The following is a 17,633-nucleotide window of genomic DNA, read 5'->3' as shown; positions in this document are numbered from 1 at the left end:
GGAGCCAGGAAGCCAACACCCCTGCAGCATGAAGGATGAAGCGTATTTATTCGTCTTCCAGTAAAGCTTCATACGCGGCGGCATCCAGTAGCGCGGCAACCTGCGCTTCGTCGCTGGCTTTAATTTTGAAGATCCAGCCATCGGTATACGGGTCGCTGTTGACCAGTTCCGGAGAGTCGTTTAACTCTTCGTTGACGGCAACGATTTCACCGCTAATCGGCGCGTAGATATCAGAAGCCGCTTTCACGGATTCAGCAACCGCGCAATCAGCGCCCGCTTCAACGGTGGCGCCCACTTCCGGCAGGTCAACGAAAACCATGTCGCCCAGCAGCTCCTGCGCATGCTCGGTGATCCCGACGGTATAGGTGCCGTCTGCTTCTTTACGCAGCCATTCGTGTTCTTTGCTGTATTTCAGTTCTGCTGGTACGTTGCTCATCAATTCATCTCCAAAAAAGGGAAATCACACAATGGCTTTGCCATTGCGTACAAAACCAGGTTTAGTCACTTTTACCGGCATTTCACGGTTACGAATTTGCACCACCGCGGTGTCGCCAATCCCGGCCGGCACGCGCGCCAGCGCGATGCTGTAGCCCAGGGTCGGCGAGAAGGTGCCGCTGGTAATAATGCCTTCTTTTTGATTACCGTCGCTATCGGTAAAACGGACCGGCAGGCCGCCGCGCAGGACGCCTTTCTCGGTCATCACCAGGCCAACCAGCTGCTCGGTGCCTTTTTCGCGCTGCATCTCCAGCGCTTCGCGACCGATAAAGTTACGATCGGCGGGCTCCCAGGCGATAGTCCAGCCCATATTCGCCGCCAGCGGAGAGACGCCTTCGTCCATCTCCTGGCCATACAGGTTCATCCCGGCCTCCAGGCGTAGGGTGTCACGCGCGCCGAGACCGCACGGCTTAACGCCAGCGTCCAGCAGACCGCGCCAGAAATCAGCGGCCTGCTCGTTCGGCATCGCAATTTCATAGCCCGCTTCGCCGGTATAACCGGTGGTGGCGATAAACAGGTCGCCGGACTGCACGCCAAAGAACGGCTTCATGCCTTCCACGGCCTGACGCTGCGCATCAGTAAACAGCGTCGCCGCCTTCGCTTTCGCCTGGGGGCCCTGCACCGCGATCAGCGACAGATCGTCGCGAACGGTAATTTCAAGGCCGTAAGGTTCAGCTTGCTCGGAGATCCAGGCGAGGTCTTTTTCGCGGGTGGCGGAGTTAACAACGAGGCGGAAATAATCTTCAGAAAGGAAATAGACAATCAGGTCATCGATGACGCCAGCGGAGGCGGTAAGCATTCCCGTGTAGAGCGCTTTGCCTGGGGTGGTCAGCTTCGCCACATCGTTGGCCAGCAAATAGCGCAAGAACTCGCGGATCCGGCTGCCGTGGAAATCGACGATGGTCATATGCGACACATCGAACATCCCTGCATCGCCGCGCACCGCATGGTGCTCATCAATCTGGGATCCGTAATGCAGCGGCATCATCCAGCCATGGAAATCCACCATGCGAGCGCCGCATAGCGTGTGTTGTTCATACAACGGAGTCTGTTGAGCCATCTTTTCCTCATCGAATAAAACGGAACCAGCCACGAGATTGTCGGCGATTTTGCGCCACGAAATTCGGCGACGGCACCGCTGACGGACGCCGACGCAAACGTTCTCTTTTGCCTGAACTTACCACCGAACCCGGCGCTAAACCATAAGCTCATTCAGGGCATCACATTAGCTTATGACTAAAATCCGCCGAAAAGCCTACAGAGTTATTGACTGGAAAAAAGCGATTTATGCCACATAAAATTAACATTAAGCTTTCATCGATAAGGAAATGATGGTGTTTTATGCGATTTTACGGGCCTAATTTCTTTAACAAAAAAAAGAGCGCATTAATAAAACTAATGCGAAAAAAGAGGTGAAATTAGAATATTTCAAATGAGGGAGAAAACCCGGCGCGCAGGCCGGGTAAAAGAAGTGTGACGGGGTTAACGTAACCAGGCGGGGAGATCGTTGAGGCCCATCGCCTGACGAATCAGCTGCGGTTTTACGCCAGGCAGCGAATCGGCCAGTTTGAGTCCCATGTCGCGGAGGAATTTCTTCGCCGGATGGCTGCCGGAGAACATTTCGCGGAATCCCTGCATACCCGCCAGCATCAGCGCGGCGCTGTGTTTGCGGCTGCGCTCATAGCGGCGCAGGTACAAATGCTGGCCGATATCTTTCCCCTGCGCATGCAGGCGCCTCAACTCGTCGATAAGCTCGGCGGCGTCCATAAAGCCAAGGTTCACCCCCTGCCCGGCCAGCGGGTGGATGGTATGCGCGGCATCGCCGACCAGCGCCAGGCGGTGGGCGGCGAACTGACGGGCATAGCGGCCGGTCAGCGGGAAGACTTCACGTTCGCTTGCCAGCTGGCAGAGGCCGAGGCAATTATCGAAGGCGATATTCAGCGCCTGGTTGAAGGTGGCTTCATCAGCCTCCTGCATCCGCTTCGCTTCCGCTGGCGATAGCGACCAGACGATCGAGCACAGGTGCGGATCGCTGAGCGGCAGGAAGGCCAGAATACCCTCGCCATGGAACGCCTGGCGTGCCACCGCCTGATGCGGCTCAGCGGTGCGAATCGTCGCCACCAGCGCATGATGGTGGTAATCCCAGAAGGTCAGCGGAATATCGGCCTTATTACGCAGCCATGAATTCGCGCCATCAGCGCCCACCACCAACCTCGCGGTCAACATGCTGCCGTCCTGCAGGCTGAGAAAGGCTTCGTTTTCACCCCACGCCACCTGCTGTAGTTCCGCAGGCGCCAGCAGGGTGACGTCAGCGCAGCGCTGCGCTTTCTGCCACAATGCGTGATGCACCACGGCATTTTCAATAATATGGCCCAGATGGCTAAAGCCCATGCTCTGGTCATCGAAGCTAATGCGGCCGAAGCTGTCTTTGTCCCACACTTCCATACCGTGATAGCAGCTGGCGCGCTGGGCGACGATCTCGCGCCAGACATCCAGCTTAGTCAGCAACTTTTCGCTGGCGGCATTGATCGCCGAAACGCGCAGCGCCGGCGGCGCATCGGCGGCCAGAGGCTGCGGCGCAGCTTTCTCCAGCACCGCGACGCGCAGGCCGCTGCCCTGTAAACCGCAGGCTACCGCCAGTCCCACCATTCCACCGCCAACAATGGCAACATCAACACTTTGCACGTTTTACTCCTTAACGGGGAACCCAACCGAGGGTACGCTGCGCCAGCGCATCGCGCGCCGGGGTAATTAAGTCCATGGCCATCAGACCGACGTTGCGCCCCGCCACCAGCGGCGCCCAACGGTTGGCAAACAGATGCACCAGCCCATCGGTGACACCGATAGTGGCGGCTTTATCACCTGCCCGCCGTGCCTGGTAGCGGCACAGCAGGGAATAATCGCCCACATCGTCGCGGGCCACGTGCGCATCGGCAAGCATCTCCGCCAGGCTCATCACGTCGCGCAGGCCGAGGTTAAAGCCCTGCCCGGCGATCGGATGCAGCGTCTGCGCCGCATTACCGACCAGCGCAAGGCGATGCGACACCGCACGGGTGGCGGTGGTTAAGGCTAACGGATAGACGCTGCGCTTACCGGCATGGGTAATACGCCCCAGCCGCCAGCCGAATGCCTGCTGTAACGCCTGACAAAAACGTTCGTCAGACCAGCTCTGTACCTCGTCGCGCCGCGACTGCGGATGGCACCACACCAGCGAACAGCGCCCTTGCGACATCGGCAGCATCGCCAGCGGACCATGCTCGGTAAAGCGCTCGAAGGCGCGGCCTTCGTGCGGCAACGCAGTGCTAACGTTAGCAATGATCGCTATCTGCTCATACGGCTGCTGCTGCCAGCTGATGCCGCAGTGAGCGCCCAGCGACGAACGGGAACCGTCCGCCGCCACCAGCAGCTTACCGTTGATGATTTCGCCGCCCTCAAGCGTAAGGCTGACGCTCTCCTCGCGGCGGCTGACCGCTTCCACTTTCGCCGGACAGTGCAGGGTGACGCCCGGCGCCTCGCGCAGCAGACTAAACAGCCGCTGGCCGACATCGTGGAGTTCAACCACCTGCCCCAGCGCCGACAAGCCGTAATCGGCCGCCGCCAGGTTCACAAAACCAGCGTGACCACGGTCGCTGACATGGACCCGCTGGATGGGCGTCGCTCGTTTAGCCAGGGTCTGCCAGATACCAATGCGCGCCAGCTGCTGGCAGGTACCGGCCGCCAGGGCAATTGCCCGATCGTCAAAACCGGGATGGCGTGACGAATGCGGATCCTGCGCCTCAATCAGATGGACCGGCAGGGCGCCGCCGGTCAAACGGGAGATGGCCAGCGCGAGCGTCGCCCCGGTCATCCCGCCGCCGACGATCAGCACGCTCATGACTGGCGCGCCGCCGCCATCAGCGCCTCGATCTCATCCGCCTTCTTCACCACGCTGGCGGTGAGATTTTCGTTGCCGTCTTCGGTAATGACGATGTCATCTTCAATACGAATGCCGATGCCGCGATATTGGGCCGGCACGTCGGCATCGGTGGCGATATACAGTCCCGGCTCGACGGTCAGCACCATTCCCGGTTCCAGTACCCGCGAACGGTCGGTGTCGTAATTACCGACATCGTGCACATCCAGACCCAACCAGTGGCTCAGGCCATGCATAAAGTACGGGCGGTGGGCGTTGTTGGCGATGAGCTCGTCAATCTCGCCTTTCAGGATCCCCAGCCGCACCAGGCCGGTAATCATAATGCGCACCACTTCCTGATTAACTTCATAAATGGAGGTGCCCGGACGATACAGTTCCAGCGCGGTTTCCAGCGACTCCAGCACGATGTCGTAGATTTCACGCTGCGGTTTGCTGAATTTACCGTTAACCGGGAAGGTGCGGGTGATATCGCCCGCATAGCCGCGGTATTCGCAGCCGGCGTCAATCAGCACTAAATCGCCATCGCGCAGCTCGGATTCGTTTTCGGTGTAGTGCAGAATGCAGCCGTTTTCGCCGCCGCCAACGATGGTGTTATAGGACGGGAAACGCGCGCCGTGGCGGTTGAATTCATGGAGAATTTCGCCTTCCAGCTGATACTCGAACATGCCAGGGCGACATTTTTCCATCGCCCGGGTATGGGCAAGGGCGGAAATTTCGCCGGCGCGGCGCATCACTGCCAGCTCTTCCGCAGATTTAAACAGGCGCATCTCATGCACGATGGGCCGCCAGTCGATGACCGAGTTCGGCGCCTGCAGATTCTGGCGAGAGCCTTTGCGCAGTTTTTCGAGGGCGTTAAACACAATCTCATCGGCATAGGCATATTCACCCTGGGCGAAGTAGATAGCATCCAGGCCGTTGAGCAGCTGATACAGCTGCTGGTTGATTTCGCTAAACGCCAGCGCACGATCCACACCGAGCTTCGCCGGCGCGGCATCCTGGCCCAGACGGCGACCGAACCAGATCTCAGCGGTCAGATCGCGAACCCGGTTAAACAGCACGCTATGGTTGTGCGTTTCATCGCTTTTGATCAACACCAGCAGCGCTTCCGGTTCGTTGAAGCCGGTGAAGTACCAAAAATCGCTGTTCTGCCGGTAGGGATATTCCGAATCTGCGCTACGCACCGCTTCCGGTGCGGCGAAAATCAGCGCCGCGCTGCCTGGCTGCATCTGCGCCAGCAGCGCCTGGCGACGCGAGAGAAATTCCTGCTGAGTCATGACGCCCCCTGAACGAATTTTAGTTAGTGTAATGTCGGTTTGCGGACTTCCGGTGCGGTTGGCTGCTGACGAGAAAAAGTGTCGTGGCACAGCAGTGCGGCAACGCGGACATACTCGATAATCTCCTCCAGAGACATCTCCAGCTCTTCCTGATCTTCGTCTTCATCGTAGCCCAGCTGGGCAATATTACGCAGATCGTCAATCGCTTCCCCGGTCTCGTCTTTCACTTTATCCAGCTTCGGTTGGCTGACGCCAAGGCCGAGCAGGAAATGGTTGACCCAACCGGCGAGAGCGTCGGCGCGGTCGAAGACGCTTACCGCATCGCCTTCCGGTAGATACAGTTGAAAGAGGAAACCGTCGTCATCCAGTGAATCGCTGATGGCGGAATGCATGTTACGCAGCGCCTGGGCCAGTTCATGACCAAAGGCGAGCCCTTCGTTGGTCAGGTCGTGCACCAGCGGCAGCCAGCTGCTGTCCGTGTTGCCGCCGCACAGCAATCCGCTGATCAAACCGTGCATTTCGGCTGGGGTGAGGCCGACCCCTTGTTGGTTCAGTAACTGGTCTACATCGTTGTAACCAGGCATTTCGTTCTGTATAGACATGCGCATTCGTCATCGTTGGGAGGAATATTCATGATATGCTACCACTTTGGACCCTGGTGAACCAGAAAAGGGCTTGTATCCCTGCACCAGGGTAGCTATAGTGTCGCCCCTTCGCAGACCCAGGCTCGGATGTGAAGGCAGCGCAGTCAATCAGCAGGAAGGTGGCATGTCTGCACAACCCGTAGATCTCCAAATTTTCGGCCGTTCACTGCGAGTGAATTGCCCGCCTGAACAAAGGGATGCCCTGAATCAGGCAGCTGAAGACCTTAATCAGCGGTTGCAAGATTTAAAAGAACGCACTAGAGTCACAAATACTGAGCAGCTGGTCTTCATCGCCGCGTTGAACATCAGCTATGAGTTGACTCAGGAAAAAGCGAAGACCCGCGACTACGCTTCGAGCATGGAGCAGCGCATTCGGATGCTTCAGCAGACCATTGAACAGGCATTGCTTGAGCAAGGTCGCATAAGCGAAAGACCAGGGTCAAAGTTTGAATAACACTTTGCAGTTAACTGTGTTAGAGTAATTCCAGAACAAAATTTCTCTGAGATGTTTGCAAGCGGGCCAGTCCCCTGAGCCGATATTTCATACCACAAGAATGTGGCGCTCCACGGTTGGTGAGCATGCTCGGTTCGTCCGAGAAGCCTTAAAACTGTGACGACACATTCACCTTGAACCAAGGGTTCAAGGGTTACAGCCTGCGGCGGCATCTCGGAGATTCCCTTCTTTAGTTCGCATTATCCCAACACTCCTGTTTTCGGCTGCTGCCGCCCTGTATTACACTTCCTCGTACTGTTTCGCTTGCTCGTAATGAGACCTGTATGACCCTACAGCCTGATATCCCGCTCTCCAGACAGCATATTCGCCAGCAGATCCGCGAGCGTCGCCGCGCGCTCAGCCCGGAGCAACAGCGCCTGTTTGCCCAACAGGCCGCCGAGCGGATGATGGCCTGGCCGCCGGTCGTACTCGCTCATACCGTGGCGCTGTTCCTCTCCTTTGACGGCGAGCTGGACACCCAGCCGCTAATTGACCAGCTATGGCGCGCCGGCAAACGGGTGTATCTGCCGGTGCTGCATCCGTTTAGCCCCGGAAACCTGTTGTTTTTACACTACCATCCACAGAGCCAACTGATAGTGAATCGCCTGAAAATCCGCGAACCGAAGCTCGATGTGCGGGACGTGCTGCCGCTCGCTGAACTCGATGTGCTGGTGACCCCGCTGGTGGCCTTCGATGTCAGTGGCCAACGGCTGGGAATGGGCGGCGGTTTTTACGACCGGACGCTGCAAAACTGGCAGCAGTATCGCCTGCAGCCGGTAGGCTACGCGCACGACTGCCAGCAGGTGGATAGCCTGCCAAGCGAACAGTGGGATATCCCGTTACCAGCGGTGATCACCCCGGGAAAAACCTGGAGTTGGTCGGTACGCGAGGACGAGAATTTCAGCCTGGAAAGTATTAACAAAAAAACGGGCAGGTACTCGTCCTGCCCGAGAGGCAAAAATAATTAGAACAGCAGACGGGCGCGGATAGTCCCCGGGATCGCTTTCATTGCCTGCAGCGCCTGCTGGGCAACATCTTCTTCCGCTTCAATATCAATAACCACGTAGCCCATCTGCGGCGACGTTTGCAGATACTGCGCGGCAATGTTGATGCTCTGCGCGGCGAAGATCTGGTTGATGGCGGTCAGGACGCCCGGCCGGTTCTCATGGATATGCAGCAGACGGCGGCCGCCATGCAGCGGCAGAGAAACTTCCGGGAAGTTAACTGCCGACAGGGTTGACCCGTTGTCAGAGTACTTCGCCAGCTTGCCAGCCACTTCCAGACCGATGTTCTCCTGCGCTTCCTGGGTCGAACCGCCGATATGCGGAGTCAGGATCACGTTATCAAACTCGCACAGTGGCGAAGTGAAGGGGTCGCTGTTGGTGGCGGGTTCTGTCGGGAAGACGTCGATAGCCGCCCCGGCCAGATGCTTACTCGCCAGCGCATCGCATAGCGCCGGAATATCCACCACGGTACCGCGGGAGGCGTTGATCAGCAGCGCGCCCGGCTTCATCAGCGCCAGCTCTTCCGCACCCATCATGTTTTTGGTGGAGGTGTTTTCCGGCACGTGCAGGCTGACCACATCGCTCATGTTCAGCAGGTCGGAGAGATGCTGAACCTGGGTGGCGTTGCCGAGCGGCAGTTTATTTTCAATATCATAGAAGAAGACATGCATCCCCAGCGATTCCGCCAGAATGCCGAGCTGGGTACCGATATGGCCGTAACCGATAATCCCCAGTTTCTTGCCGCGCGCTTCAAAGCTGCCGACTGCCAGCTTATTCCATACGCCGCGATGCGCCTTGGCGTTGGCTTCCGGCACGCCGCGCAGCAGCAGCAGCAGCTCACCGATGACCAGCTCGGCCACCGAACGGGTATTCGAGAATGGCGCGTTAAACACCGGAATACCGCGCTTCGCGGCGGCGTTCAGATCGACCTGGTTGGTACCGATGCAGAAGCAACCCACGGCAACCAGTTTTTCCGCCGCGGCGAAAATCTCTTCAGTCAGATGGGTACGGGAACGCAGGCCGATGAAATGGGCATCACGGATCGACGCTTTCAGCTGTTCGGAGTCCAGCGCGCCTTTATGAAATTCAATGTTGGTGTAACCTGCTGCGCGAAGGCTATCGATTGCCTTTTGATGCACACCTTCAACCAGCAGAAATTTAATCTTGTCTTTTTCCAGTGATACCTTAGCCATTTCCCCGTCCTGTTTTGTCTTAACTGATGTCGTGCTGAACGAAAGTTCGTCTCAGCAACATATCAAAAAAAACTATCGCGGCAATATGAACGTTTGCGTCGCCGTCCTGAAGAAATGTCATCCAGAGGGAAATGACAGGACAAAACACCAGAAAGAAGATTAATGGTAGCGTGTTAATCAGAATGGTTGCATAAATGTGACAGAAGTCACCAAATTGCACCAGGTGAAAAAATATTTGCGAGGGAGCCGACTGGCTCCCTGCGGACAGACTATTTTACGATGGTTTTCACGCCATCGGCCGTACCGATCAGTGCCACGTCGGCCCCGCGGTTGGCGAACAGCCCTACGGTCACGACGCCAGGGATGCCGTTGATGGCATTCTCCAGCGCGACAGCATCAAGAATTTCCAGGCCATGCACGTCCAGGATGACGTTGCCGTTATCGGTCACCACGCCCTGACGGTACTCCGGACGACCGCCCAGCTTGACCAGTTGACGCGCGACGGCGCTGCGCGCCATCGGAATGACTTCAACCGGCAGCGGGAATGCGCCGAGAATATCAACCTGCTTGGAGGCATCGGCGATGCAGATAAATTTATCGGCGACCGAAGCGATGATCTTCTCACGGGTCAGCGCCGCGCCGCCGCCTTTGATCATTTGCATATGACCGTTGATCTCATCCGCGCCATCAACATAGATCCCCAGGCGATCGACGCTGTTGAGATCGAAGACGGGGATCCCGAGGCTTTTGAGCTTTTCGGTAGAGGCATCGGAGCTGGAGACCGCGCCTTCAATCTGCCCCTTCATCGTGCCCAGCGCGTCAATAAAATGGGCCGCCGTCGAGCCGGTGCCTACGCCGACAATGGTCCCTGGCTGTACGTATTGCAGCGCCGCCCAACCTACTGCTTTTTTCAGTTCATCCTGCGTCATAATTATGGTCCGAGATGTGAATGCCTGTGGCGCATTATAGAACATCGACAGTGGAAATGTCCCTGCGATGCAGATCACACAACTGAGCAGACCAATTTCGTCTGTATCAAATAAAAATTTATGTCATAGTGCGAGATAACGATTAGTTATGGGGGCACGCCAGAATAATGAAACGACCGGACTACAGGACACTACAAGCGCTGGATGCGGTGATTAGGGAACGAGGATTTGAGCGCGCCGCGCAGAAGCTATGTATTACCCAGTCCGCCGTCTCACAGCGTATTAAGCAGCTGGAAAATATGTTCGGTCAGCCGCTGCTGGTGCGCACCGTGCCGCCACGCCCCACCGAGCAGGGGCAAAAGCTGCTGGCCCTGTTACGCCAGGTTGAACTGCTGGAAGAAGAGTGGCTGGGCGACGAGCAGACCGGCTCCACGCCGCTGCTGTTGTCGCTGGCGGTGAACGCCGACAGTCTGGCCACCTGGCTGCTGCCGGCGCTGGCCAATGTTCTGTCAGACTCCCCTATTCGTCTTAACCTGCAGGTGGAAGATGAAACCCGCACCCAGGAGCGCTTGCGCCGTGGGGAAGTGGTGGGCGCAGTGAGTATCCAGCCGCAGGCGCTGCCAAGCTGTCTGGTGGATCAGCTCGGCGCGCTCGATTACCTGTTTGTCGCCTCAAAAGAGTTTGCGCAACGCTATTTCCCGAACGGCGTGACGCGTTCTGCGCTGCTGAAAGCGCCGGTCGTCGCCTTTGATCATCTGGACGATATGCATCAGGCGTTCCTGCAGCAAAACTTCGACCTGCCGCCGGGTAGCGTCCCCTGCCACATCGTTAACTCATCAGAAGCCTTCGTGCAGCTGGCGCGCCAGGGCACTACCTGCTGTATGATCCCGCATCTGCAAATCGAAAAAGAGCTGAAAAGCGGCGAGCTTATTGACCTCACGCCCGGTCTGTTCCAGCGTCGTATGCTGTACTGGCACCGCTTTGCGCCGGAAAGCCGCATGATGCGCCGGGTGACCGATGCGCTTATTGATTACGGCCACAAAGTGCTGCGTCAGGATTAAATCGCCGGCATAAAAAAAGCCACTTCCGGGAAGTGGCTTTTTTGTTTCTATCGCTTACTGCGCTGGTTTCGGCTCTTCCGCCGGTTTCGCCGGCGCGGCGGCCTGAGCTGGCTGCAGCTCAAAGACCACGTCAACCTGGTCGTCAAACTGGATAGTCGCCTGCTCGTAGGTTTCCTGGGCTGAAACCGGCGCAGCGTCAGCGGCCTTCATCATACGCACCATCGGGCTCGGCTGATAGTTGGAGACGTGGTAGCGCACGCTGTAGACCGGCCCCAGCTTGCTGTGGAAGCCAGCCGCCAGCTCCTGTGCCTGATGCACCGCGTCATCGATCGCCGCTTTACGCGCCTTATCTTTGTAGGCATCCGGTTGCGCAACGCCCAGCGAAACGGAGCGGATTTCGTTCAGTCCCGCCTTCAGCGCGCCGTCCAGCAGGCCGTTAAGTTTATCCAGCTGGCGCAACGTCACTTCCACGGTGCGCACCGCCCGATAGCCTTTGAGAATGCTTTTCCCGTTCTGATAGTCATAATCAGGCTGGGTACGCAGATTCGCAGAGCTAATGTCTTTTTTCGCGATACCACTCTTTTCAAGGAAAGAGAGATACTGCGCGACGCGATCGTCTGCCTGCTTTTTCGCCGATGCGGCATCTTTCGCCGCGACGTTCACTTCGATCGCCAGGGTGGCAATATCCGGAACCGCGGCAACGCTTGCTGTACCTGAAGTCACAATGTGCGGACCGTCTGGCAATTCGTTTGCCTGTGCCGCCATTGTGCTAAATCCGAGTGCTGCCGCCAGGGCTAAGACTTTTAACTTCACTGTCGTTTCTCCATGTTACTTAAATCGCCCTTACGGGACGCATGCCAGCAAGCTTAGCGCGTACAGCAGGAAAGTCCATCGGACAACGCTTAGTTGAGCAACGCCAGGATATGGCCGACGCCCTCTTTTGCCAGCTGAAATGCAATAAACCACATGACGGCGCCGACCACAATATTGATGATCCGCTGGGCTTTGGCGGTACGCAGCCGCGGCGCCAGCCAGGCGGCTAACAGCGCCAGGCCAAAGAACCACAGGAAAGAGGCGCTAATGGTCCCCAGCGCAAACCAGCGCTTCGGCTCCACCGCCAGCTGCCCTCCCAGGCTGCCCAGCACCACAAAGGTATCCAGGTAAACATGCGGGTTCAGCCAGGTGACCGCCAGCATAGTTATAATGATTTTCCAGCGCCCCTGCTGCATCACCTCGGCGCTGGCGAGCTCAAGATCCTGACTGAACGCCGTTTTCAGTGCGCCGAAGCCATACCACAACAAAAAGGCCACGCCGCCCCAGGTCACTATCGCCAGCAGCCATGGGGATTGCATCAGCAGCGCGCTACCGCCAAAAATACCGGCGCAGATCAACAGCAGGTCGCTGACCGCGCACAGCAGGGCAATCATCAGGTGATACTGACGACGGATCCCCTGATTCATCACAAAAGCATTTTGCGGGCCAAGCGGCAAAATCATTGCCGCTCCCAGGGCAAGGCCCTGAAAGTAATAGGTAAACATAAGGATTTTTCCGCTGTGTTCGAGAGTGGCGCTGACTATAACGCGAATGGATTATTAGCGGAAATTGAAAGTATTAATCATTAATAAGCTAAGCTAATAGTGAGCCATTAAAAAAGGCCGGCATGGCCGGCCTGACTCTGTCAGTGATGATTTACTCTGCTTTTTCCGGCAGTTGTACCACATGAACATCCATCTGCGGATACGGGAAACTGATGCCGTTAGCGTCGAAATCACGCTTAATACGCTCCAGCACGTCCCAGTAGACGTTTTGCAGATCGCTGCTTTTGCTCCACACGCGAACCACGAAGTTCACCGATGAGGCGCCAAGTTCGTTCAGGCGTACGGTCATTTCGCGATCGCGCAGAATACGATCGTCAGATTCGATAATCGAGGTCAGCAGCTGCTTCACCTTGTCGATATCAGCATCGTAGGATACGCCAATGATAAACTCATTGCGGCGCGCCGGTTCGCGGGAGAAGTTAATGATGTTGCCGGCGATGATTTTGCCATTCGGCACCACCACGATTTTGCCATCTGCGGTACGCAGGGTGGTGGAGAAAATCTGCACGTTCTGCACGGTGCCGGCGATACCGCCGAGATCGACATATTCACCCGCGCGGAACGGGCGGAACATCACCAGTAGTACGCCTGCGGCAAGGTTCGACAGCGATCCCTGCAGTGCTAAACCCACCGCCAAACCGGCGGCACCCAGCACAGCAATGACCGAGGCGGTCTGCACGCCTACCCGGCCCAGGGCGGCAATCAGGGTGAAGGCGATAACCGCGTAACGCACCAGCGCCGAGAGAAAATCAGCAACGGTGGCATCAATCTTACGCGCCAGCATCAGGCGGTTGACGGTGTTAGAGACGATGCGCGCCACGATCATCCCGATGACCAGGATAACGATCGCCGCCACGATGTTGACGGCATAGCTCAGCAGCAGCTCCTGGTTGCGTGCCAGCCACGTCCCGGCGTTGTTGATGCTATCGACAACGTTCAAATCTTCCATTTAACATTCCTTATGAATCCCCGAACGGGGAAGTAAATAACTCAGCCTGCAACAGGGCAGTCAGGTTATAGGGTAAACAATAAGTGCACGTTTTGCCAAATGGATCACAGTTTTCCTGCACGCTATCCTGTTGTTAAAGTAATAAAAAAGCCCGCATTGCTGCGGGCTTCAGGGTAAGAAACAGATTTTTCTTACAGAACGTCGATCGCGTTCAGCTCTTTAAATGCCTGCTCCAGACGGGTCACCATGGAAGTCTGTGCAGCACGCAGCCATACGCGCGGATCGTAGTATTTCTTGTTCGGCTGGTCTTCGCCTTTCGGGTTGCCCAGCTGGCCCTGCAGGTAAGCTTCGTTAGTTTTGTAGTACTGCAGGATACCGTCCCAGGTCGCCCATTGGGTGTCGGTATCGATGTTCATTTTCACTACGCCGTAGCTGACGGAGTCTTTGATTTCCTGAGCGGAAGAACCGGAACCGCCGTGGAAGACGAAGTTCAGGCTGTTGTGCGGCAGGTTGTGTTTCTTGGAAACATATTCCTGAGAGTCGCGCAGGATGGTCGGAGTCAGAACCACGTTACCCGGTTTGTACACGCCGTGTACGTTACCGAAGGAAGCGGCAATGGTGAAGCGCGGGCTGATTTTGCTCAGCTCGGTGTAGGCGTAATCCACGTCTTCCGGCTGAGTGTACAGGGCGGAAGCGTCCATGTGGCTGTTGTCCACGCCGTCTTCTTCGCCACCGGTGCAACCCAGTTCGATTTCCAGGGTCATGTCCATTTTGGCCATGCGCGCCAGGTATTTAGAGCAGATTTCGATGTTTTCGTGCAGGGACTCTTCAGACAGGTCGATCATGTGAGAAGAGAACAGCGGTTTACCGGTAGCAGCGAAGTGTTTTTCACCGGCGTCCAGCAGACCGTCGATCCACGGCAGCAGTTTCTTCGCGCAGTGGTCAGTGTGCAGGATAACCGGCACGCCGTAGTGCTCAGCCATCTGGTGCACGTGGTGCGCGCCAGAGATAGCGCCGAGGATAGCAGCACCCTGAGGAACGTCAGTTTTCACGCCTTTACCTGCGATGAACGCGGCGCCGCCGTTAGAGAACTGAACGATAACCGGAGAGCGAACTTTCGCAGCAGCTTCCAGAACGGCGTTGATGGAGTCAGTACCTACGCAGTTTACCGCCGGCAGTGCAAAGTTGTTTTCTTTCGCTACCTGGAACACTTTCTGAACGTCGTCGCCAGTGATGACGCCCGGTTTTACGAAATCAAAAATTTTAGACATGTTACTTAGTCCTGTATCTGTATCTTCGACCGTTGAAGAAGGTTCGCGAGCCCTTAAGCGCGCTGAAAAACAGGCGGGTTTCCCCGCCTGAACTGAATTACTGCTTAGCGCGCTCTTCGAGCATCGCTACTGCCGGCAGGACTTTGCCTTCGACGAATTCAAGGAATGCGCCGCCGCCAGTGGAGATGTAGGAGATTTTGTCAGCGATGCCGAACAGGTCGATCGCTGCCAGGGTGTCACCGCCGCCGGCGATGGAGAAACCTTCGCTGTCCGCGATAGCGTTAGCCACGATTTCAGTCCCTTTACGGAAGTTCGGGAATTCGAATACGCCAACCGGGCCGTTCCACAGGATGGTTTTGGCGTTTTTCAGGATGTCGGCCAGTTTCTGTGCGGAAACGTCGCCAAGGTCCAGAATCTGCTCGTCATCTTTGATGTCGTTAACAGATTTCAGGGTTGCCGTTGCGGTTTCGGAGAACTCGGTCGCGACGCGAACGTCAGTCGGAACCGGGATATCACAGGTGCTCAGCAGGCGCTTAGCTTCATCAACCAGGTCTGCTTCGTACAGGGATTTACCGACGTTGTGGCCCTGGGCAGCAACGAAGGTGTTGGCGATACCGCCGCCAACGATCAGCTGGTCAGCGATTTTAGACAGGGAATCCAGCACGGTCAGTTTGGTGGACACTTTAGAACCACCCACGATAGCGACCATCGGACGAGCCGGCTCTTTCAGCGCTTTACCCAGCGCGTCCAGTTCAGCGGCCAGCAGCGGGCCTGCGCACGCCACGTCAGCAAATTTGCCGATGCCGTGGGTGGAAGCCTGCGCGCGGTGCGCAGTACCGAAAGCATCCATCACGAACACGTCGCACAGCGCGGCGTATTTTTTGGACAGCGCTTCGTCGTCTTTTTTCTCGCCTTTGTTGAAGCGAACGTTTTCCAGAACCACCAGCTCACCGGCAGCCACTTCCACGCCATCCAGGTAGTCTTTAACCAGACGTACCGGGTTGGACAGTTTGTCTTTCAGGTAATTAACAACCGGCAGCAGAGAGAATTCTTCGTTGTACTCGCCTTCGGTCGGACGACCCAGGTGAGAAGTAACCATGACTTTCGCGCCCTGCTTCAGCGCCAGTTCAATGGTCGGCAGAGATGCACGGATACGTGCGTCGCTGGTTACTTTCCCGTCTTTAACTGGTACGTTCAGATCCGCACGGATAAAAACGCGTTTACCAGCCAGATCCAGATCGGTCATCTTAATTACAGACATGGTGAATCCTCTCGTTGATTCATAAAGTTTTGTCGACGTTTATGCGTCGAACCTGAAACCAATAGCCGCCATCGCTAACGTCGTGTCGAGCATTCGGTTAGCAAAGCCCCATTCGTTATCGCACCAGACCAGCGTTTTGATCAGATGCGCGCCACTGACCCGGGTTTGCGTGCCATCAACAATAGCACTGTGCGGATCGTGGTTAAAATCTGTCGAGACCAACGGTAATTCCGTATAGTCAACTATACCATGAAATGCACCTTGTGCTGCTTTTTGCAGCAACTGGTTGACTTCACATGCTTTTACCGGTTTTTTCACCGTCACGCTCAGGTCAATTGCCGTCACGTTTATCGTCGGCACCCGCACGGCAATCGCTTCAAAACGGTCATTAAACTGCGGGAAAATACGGGTGATCCCTGCCGCCAGTTTGGTATCCACCGGAATGATCGACTGGCTGGCCGCGCGGGTACGCCGCAGATCCGGATGGTAGGCGTCAATCACCTGCTGGTCATGCATCGCCGAATGAATGGTGGTGACGGTGCCGGACTCAATGCCATAGGCATCATCGAGCAGTTTAATGATCGGAATAATGCAGTTGGTGGTGCAGGAGGCGTTGGAGACAATGCGGTGCTCGGCGCGGAGCTCATCCTGATTGACGCCATAGACCACCGTCGCGTCGAGATCGTTGCCGCCAGGATGGGAGAAGAGCACTTTCTTCGCGCCAGCCTGCAGATGGGCTTCGCCGTGTTCACGACTCCCGTATACGCCGGTGCAGTCGAGCACCACGTCTACCGCCAGCTCGCGCCACGGCAGCGCCGCAATGGTCGGCTCGTGTAGCAGGCGGATGGCATCATCGCCAACAAACAGCTGTTCGCGCTCCTGACGGACATCCCACGCGAAGCGGCCATGGCTGGTATCATATTTCAACAAATGCGCGATCCCTGCCGCATCCGCCAGCTCATTGATTGCCACCACGGTGATTTCCGCACGACGCCCGGACTCATATAGCGCACGAACCACGTTGCGTCCAATACGACCGAAGCCATTAATCGCGATGCGAATGGTCATAGATCTCCTGCAAGGCTGACCCTTTTTTGAGGTGGCTGACAGAGTAATCCAGCAACGCTCTGAGGGGAACCTTACCAGCTGCAAACTGCGACTGATTGATTAATTGTCGAACATTTAAACGACTGAAACGCTTCAGCTAGAATAAGCGAAACAAGGAATAAAAGGAATGTTTGTCCAGCGCAATAAACCAGCTATATGACTTGCGTCACATTTCCTTTGGAATAATTCACAGGGTGGTTACATGTTCGAAGAATAGTGCATACAAAAAAGCCGGGTGGCGAGGTAACAGCAAAACGGTAACCCAGGGGTTACCGTTTTTGGGGTTTGCACCCTCTCCTGTGGGAGAGGGTTGGGGTGAGGGCATCAGCCCGCACCGTACCAGCCATTACAGCAGCGCTTTCGCTTTAGCGACCACGTTGTCGACGGTGAAGCCGAACTCTTCGAACAGCTGCTCAGCCGGCGCAGACTCACCGAAGGTGG

At 56.6% G+C, this 17,633-nt stretch carries 17 protein-coding genes, 1 other RNA gene and 1 pseudogene; 4 read left to right on the top strand and 15 right to left on the bottom strand.

The window, feature by feature from the left end:
- Positions 1–46: 46 nt before the first annotated feature.
- From gcvH to FHW76_RS16085, 6 genes are all read right to left on the bottom strand, one after another.
- Complete coding sequence (gene gcvH, locus FHW76_RS16110; RefSeq protein WP_002916479.1) at positions 47–436, bottom strand: glycine cleavage system protein GcvH; 390 nt, start codon at positions 434–436, stop codon at positions 47–49.
- A 24-nt stretch (positions 437–460) separates the two neighbouring features.
- Positions 461–1,555 (bottom strand): glycine cleavage system aminomethyltransferase GcvT, encoded by a 1,095-nt coding sequence (gcvT, locus tag FHW76_RS16105; protein ID WP_008806440.1) that lies wholly within the window; start codon positions 1,553–1,555, stop codon positions 461–463.
- A 422-nt stretch (positions 1,556–1,977) separates the two neighbouring features.
- Positions 1,978–3,180 (bottom strand): FAD-dependent 2-octaprenylphenol hydroxylase, encoded by a 1,203-nt coding sequence (ubiI, locus tag FHW76_RS16100; protein ID WP_012540581.1) that lies wholly within the window; start codon positions 3,178–3,180, stop codon positions 1,978–1,980.
- Positions 3,181–3,190: 10 nt separating this feature from the next.
- Positions 3,191–4,369 carry a 2-octaprenyl-6-methoxyphenyl hydroxylase gene (gene ubiH, locus FHW76_RS16095; protein WP_032733802.1) on the bottom strand — a complete coding sequence of 393 codons (1,179 nt, stop codon included), beginning with the start codon at positions 4,367–4,369 and terminating at the stop codon, positions 3,191–3,193.
- On the bottom strand, positions 4,366–5,682 hold the full coding sequence (gene pepP / locus FHW76_RS16090; RefSeq protein ID WP_008806443.1) for a Xaa-Pro aminopeptidase: 1,317 nt from the start codon (positions 5,680–5,682) through the stop codon (positions 4,366–4,368). The genes ubiH and pepP overlap by 4 nt, the downstream gene beginning before the upstream one ends.
- Before the next feature lie 23 nt (positions 5,683–5,705).
- On the bottom strand, positions 5,706–6,284 hold the full coding sequence (locus FHW76_RS16085; RefSeq protein ID WP_008806444.1) for a YecA family protein: 579 nt from the start codon (positions 6,282–6,284) through the stop codon (positions 5,706–5,708).
- Positions 6,285–6,450: 166 nt separating this feature from the next.
- Between FHW76_RS16085 and zapA the strand changes: the two genes are divergently transcribed.
- The 3 genes and pseudogenes from zapA to FHW76_RS16070 all read left to right on the top strand — a co-directional run.
- Entirely contained in the window at positions 6,451–6,780 is a 330-nt protein-coding gene (gene zapA / locus FHW76_RS16080; protein ID WP_004205298.1) for a cell division protein ZapA, read from the top strand.
- 40 nt (positions 6,781–6,820) lie between these two features.
- Positions 6,821–7,004: non-coding RNA, 6S RNA (gene ssrS, locus FHW76_RS16075), on the top strand.
- Between the two features lie 99 nt (positions 7,005–7,103).
- Positions 7,104–7,697 (top strand): annotated as a pseudogene (locus FHW76_RS16070) (5-formyltetrahydrofolate cyclo-ligase); the annotation flags it as partial.
- A gap of 86 nt (positions 7,698–7,783) precedes the next feature.
- Here FHW76_RS16070 and serA read toward each other — a convergent pair.
- Together serA and rpiA are read right to left on the bottom strand one after the other, a co-directional pair.
- Positions 7,784–9,016 (bottom strand): phosphoglycerate dehydrogenase, encoded by a 1,233-nt coding sequence (gene serA, locus FHW76_RS16065; protein ID WP_032731240.1) that lies wholly within the window; start codon positions 9,014–9,016, stop codon positions 7,784–7,786.
- A 269-nt stretch (positions 9,017–9,285) separates the two neighbouring features.
- A complete protein-coding gene (gene rpiA / locus FHW76_RS16060; protein ID WP_008806447.1) occupies positions 9,286–9,945 on the bottom strand; it encodes a ribose-5-phosphate isomerase RpiA in 660 nt (219 codons plus the stop codon).
- 167 nt (positions 9,946–10,112) lie between these two features.
- Between rpiA and argP the strand changes: the two genes are divergently transcribed.
- A complete protein-coding gene (gene argP / locus FHW76_RS16055; RefSeq protein WP_008806448.1) occupies positions 10,113–11,006 on the top strand; it encodes a DNA-binding transcriptional regulator ArgP in 894 nt (297 codons plus the stop codon).
- Positions 11,007–11,060: 54 nt separating this feature from the next.
- On the opposite strand, the gene FHW76_RS16050 is transcribed toward argP, so the two are convergent.
- From FHW76_RS16050 to FHW76_RS26685, 7 genes are all read right to left on the bottom strand, one after another.
- Positions 11,061–11,819, bottom strand: a complete 759-nt coding sequence (locus FHW76_RS16050; RefSeq protein WP_044649678.1) for an oxidative stress defense protein — start codon at positions 11,817–11,819, stop codon at positions 11,061–11,063.
- 89 nt (positions 11,820–11,908) lie between these two features.
- Positions 11,909–12,544 (bottom strand): arginine exporter ArgO, encoded by a 636-nt coding sequence (gene argO / locus FHW76_RS16045; RefSeq protein ID WP_064323758.1) that lies wholly within the window; start codon positions 12,542–12,544, stop codon positions 11,909–11,911.
- A gap of 151 nt (positions 12,545–12,695) precedes the next feature.
- The gene (locus FHW76_RS16040) at positions 12,696–13,553 is read right to left on the bottom strand and encodes a small-conductance mechanosensitive channel MscS (protein WP_012967232.1); all 858 of its coding nucleotides are present in this window, start codon (positions 13,551–13,553) and stop codon (positions 12,696–12,698) included.
- A gap of 191 nt (positions 13,554–13,744) precedes the next feature.
- Positions 13,745–14,824, bottom strand: coding sequence for a class II fructose-bisphosphate aldolase (fbaA, locus tag FHW76_RS16035; protein WP_008806452.1), 1,080 nt, complete (start codon positions 14,822–14,824; stop codon positions 13,745–13,747).
- Between the two features lie 97 nt (positions 14,825–14,921).
- Complete coding sequence (gene pgk / locus FHW76_RS16030) at positions 14,922–16,085, bottom strand: phosphoglycerate kinase (RefSeq protein ID WP_008806453.1); 1,164 nt, start codon at positions 16,083–16,085, stop codon at positions 14,922–14,924.
- 39 nt (positions 16,086–16,124) lie between these two features.
- Positions 16,125–17,153 (bottom strand): erythrose-4-phosphate dehydrogenase, encoded by a 1,029-nt coding sequence (epd, locus tag FHW76_RS16025; protein ID WP_004205289.1) that lies wholly within the window; start codon positions 17,151–17,153, stop codon positions 16,125–16,127.
- Between the two features lie 385 nt (positions 17,154–17,538).
- The coding region (locus tag FHW76_RS26685) for a hypothetical protein (protein ID WP_373568907.1) at positions 17,539–17,633 on the bottom strand (95 nt) is incomplete at its 5' end.

This window comes from Klebsiella sp. RC2, from assembly GCF_014192815.1.
GTDB classification, from domain to species: domain Bacteria; phylum Pseudomonadota; class Gammaproteobacteria; order Enterobacterales; family Enterobacteriaceae; genus Klebsiella; species Klebsiella variicola.
Note: the sequence above shows the minus strand (reverse complement) of the source record. Positions and strands in the feature narration are given on the sequence as shown.

What these genes read in the sequence shown, in the direction of transcription:
- gcvH (WP_002916479.1), bottom strand. Translation starts at nt 436, where the DNA reads ATGAGCAACGTACCAGCAGAACTGAAATACAGCAAAGAACACGAATGG.
- gcvT (WP_008806440.1), bottom strand. Translation starts at nt 1,555, where the DNA reads ATGGCTCAACAGACTCCGTTGTATGAACAACACACGCTATGCGGCGCT.
- ubiH (WP_032733802.1), bottom strand. Translation starts at nt 4,369, where the DNA reads ATGAGCGTGCTGATCGTCGGCGGCGGGATGACCGGGGCGACGCTCGCG.
- pepP (WP_008806443.1), bottom strand. Translation starts at nt 5,682, where the DNA reads ATGACTCAGCAGGAATTTCTCTCGCGTCGCCAGGCGCTGCTGGCGCAG.
- FHW76_RS16085 (WP_008806444.1), bottom strand. Translation starts at nt 6,284, where the DNA reads ATGTCTATACAGAACGAAATGCCTGGTTACAACGATGTAGACCAGTTA.
- zapA (WP_004205298.1), top strand. Translation starts at nt 6,451, where the DNA reads ATGTCTGCACAACCCGTAGATCTCCAAATTTTCGGCCGTTCACTGCGA.
- serA (WP_032731240.1), bottom strand. Translation starts at nt 9,016, where the DNA reads ATGGCTAAGGTATCACTGGAAAAAGACAAGATTAAATTTCTGCTGGTT.
- rpiA (WP_008806447.1), bottom strand. Translation starts at nt 9,945, where the DNA reads ATGACGCAGGATGAACTGAAAAAAGCAGTAGGTTGGGCGGCGCTGCAA.
- argP (WP_008806448.1), top strand. Translation starts at nt 10,113, where the DNA reads ATGAAACGACCGGACTACAGGACACTACAAGCGCTGGATGCGGTGATT.
- argO (WP_064323758.1), bottom strand. Translation starts at nt 12,544, where the DNA reads ATGTTTACCTATTACTTTCAGGGCCTTGCCCTGGGAGCGGCAATGATT.
- FHW76_RS16040 (WP_012967232.1), bottom strand. Translation starts at nt 13,553, where the DNA reads ATGGAAGATTTGAACGTTGTCGATAGCATCAACAACGCCGGGACGTGG.
- fbaA (WP_008806452.1), bottom strand. Translation starts at nt 14,824, where the DNA reads ATGTCTAAAATTTTTGATTTCGTAAAACCGGGCGTCATCACTGGCGAC.
- pgk (WP_008806453.1), bottom strand. Translation starts at nt 16,085, where the DNA reads ATGTCTGTAATTAAGATGACCGATCTGGATCTGGCTGGTAAACGCGTT.
- epd (WP_004205289.1), bottom strand. Translation starts at nt 17,153, where the DNA reads ATGACCATTCGCATCGCGATTAATGGCTTCGGTCGTATTGGACGCAAC.